Origin of the sequence: Streptomyces sp. NPDC094032 (assembly GCF_040303965.1) — a bacterium.
Classification (GTDB): Bacteria; Actinomycetota; Actinomycetes; order Streptomycetales; family Streptomycetaceae; genus Streptomyces.
Genome location: NZ_JBEOUE010000058.1, coordinates 1 through 2,699, shown reverse-complemented (window position 1 = coordinate 2,699; position 2,699 = coordinate 1). Strand labels below are relative to the sequence as shown.

The window sequence follows — 2,699 nt, the reverse complement described above, 5'->3', positions numbered from 1 at the left end:
CCCAACTCAAACAACCCCGACCGACCCAACCAATACGCATGCTGCACATCCGTCAGACCAAACCCCTCGAACCGACCCCCCACATCCCCCACCAATACGGGGAGTTCCTGGCGTCCCTGGGTGGTGCGGAGGGCCTGTCCGGCGATGGTCGGGTGCTCAAAGACGGTGCGGAGTTCGAGGCCGAGACCGGCGGAGTCGGCCGCGCCGACGGCGCGCAGGGCCATGAGGGAGTCGGCTCCCAGCGCGAGCAGGTCGTCGTGGACACCGATGGCGTCGAGACCGAGGAGGTCGGTCCAGATGGTGGTGAGGGCGTGCTCCTCGGGGGTGGTGGGCGGGACGAAGGGACGGGCGGAGGCCTGACCGGGGTCGGGCAGGGCCTTGCGATCGACCTTGCCGTTGGCGGTCAGGGGGAGGGAGTCGAGGACGGTGATCGTGGGCGGGACCATGTAGGCGGGGAGCACCTTCGCCAGCTCGGCCCGCAGCAGGTCGGTGTCCAGGTCGGTGTCCGAGTCGGGCGCGGGAACGGCGTAGGCCGCGAGGCGGCGGGGTCCGCCCGGGGTGCCGAGCGCATGCGCCACCGCGGTCTCCACGCCGGGCTGGCGCAGCAGGGCGGCCTCGATCTCGCCGAGCTCGATCCGGTAGCCGCCGATCTTGACCTGGAAGTCCTCCCGGCCCAGGAACTCGATCGTGCCGTCGGGGAGGTAACGGCCCAAGTCGCCGGTCCGGTACAGGCGTTCGCCGGTGACGGGGTGGATGACGAACGACTTCGCCGTCCGCTCCTCGTCACCCCAGTAACCGAGTGCGACACCGACTCCGCCGATGAACAGCTCCCCGGGCACGAGGTCGGGCCTCGGCCGCATCGACTCGTCGAGGACGTGGAAGGTCTGGTTCACCATCGGCCAGCCGTACGGGATGCTCCGCCACGACGGATCCACTTCCGCGACCGGGTACGCGATCGACCAGATCGACGCCTCCGTCGCACCGCCCAGCGACACCACCGCCAGGCCGTCCACCAGATCCCGCGCACGATCCGGCAGCCCCAGCGGAATCCAGTCACCCGACAGCAACGCCAACCGCAGCCCGACACCCTCCGCGCCACGCGTGTGCACGTACTCGGTGAACAGCTCGAACAGCGCCGGCACCGAGTTCCACACGGTCACCTTCTCGTCGCGGACGAGGTCCACCCAGTGCGCGGGCTCGCGCAGCTTGTCCGCGTCCGGAAGGACCAGCGCACCACCCGCCGCCAGGACGCCGAAGACGTCCCACACCGACAGGTCGAAACTCAACGACGAAAGCCCCAGGACACGGTCGCCCTCACCCACCCGGAAACGCTCGTTCACATCGACGACCGTGTTCACGGCACCCCGATGGTCGATCATCACGCCCTTCGGCTCACCCGTCGAACCCGACGTGAAGATCACATACGCCAGGTCCGAAGCCGCCTGCACCCACGCCAGCGGCTCATCGGACACACCTGCCCACTCCGTCTCCTCGTCCACACACCAGAAGGTCATGGAGTCGTCGCCGGGCAGGCTGTTCCGGAGCGCCGACTGGGTGAGGACGTGGCGGGTGCCCGTCCGTTCCAGCAGGCGGCCGATCCGCTCCTCGGGCAGGTCGGGGTCGACCGGGACGTACGCGCCGCCCGCCGCCAGCACGCCCAGGACCGCGACGATCTGCTCCCAGCCCTTCCGCGCGCTGACCACGACCGGCTCACCGACACCGACACCGCTCTCACGCAGCCGACGCCCCACCCGCAGCGCACGCGACGCCAGCTCGCCGAACGACATCCGGCCGCCGCCCGACCACACCACCGCATCCCGCTCCGGCACCCGCCGCGCCGCCGCGAACACCCGCTCATGCAACAGCCCGCCCGGGACCACGCCCCGCGTGTCGTTCACCTCGTCACGCACCACCACCTGCGACGCGGGCAGGACCGGGGTGAGGTCGTCGTTCCAGTCGGGGGCCGTCTCCCCGCTCAGCCGGAGGACGAGGGCCTCCAGTGCGGCGAAGGCGTCGTCGAGCAGGCCTTCGGGGAAGGCGGACTCCACGGCGTCCCAGCTGATCATGAGGCCGTTGCGGAGTTCGACGATCTGCATGTCGAGGAGGACCTGGGGGGTCTGCGACACGGCGTCGACGAGCCGGCCGAGCGGCGGGACCTCGCCGTTGTCGTCACCGATGCTCCGGCCGATGGCGCTGGTGAACACCACCGGCATCACCGCACGCTCAGCACCGAACTCCCGCGCCAGATCACGCAGAACACGCACACCCCCATACGCCCGATGCTCCAACCCCTCCCACACCTGACGCTGCAAACCACGCACCCGCTCCACAAACCCCACCGGAGCCGACACATCCGCACCCACCAACAACACCGACGTGAAATCACCCACCAGCCGACCCACATCACCATGCAACGGCCAACGATCCGCCACCGTGAAATTCAACGTAAACCGCGACGACTTCGACCACACCCCCAACACCTCGGCATACACACCCGCCAACACCGCCGAAGGCGTCACACCCCACCCCGCAGCCCGCTCACGCAACCGCGCCCAACCACCCCCATCCAAAACAAACGACCGCCGCACAAACCCCGAACCCCCACCACCACCCGAAACCAACGGCAACTCAGGCGCCGGAGCAATACCACCCAACCGCCCACGCCAAAACTCCCGAGCACGCTCAAACCCCGCACTCCC

Annotated in this window: 1 protein-coding gene; it reads right to left on the bottom strand. The window is 69.4% G+C overall.

Going from position 1 to position 2,699, the window contains the following annotated elements:
• The coding region (locus ABTZ54_RS35620; protein WP_351672125.1) for a non-ribosomal peptide synthetase at positions 1 to 2,654 on the bottom strand (2,654 nt) is incomplete at its 3' end.
• Between the last annotated feature and the right edge of the window lie 45 nt (positions 2,655 to 2,699).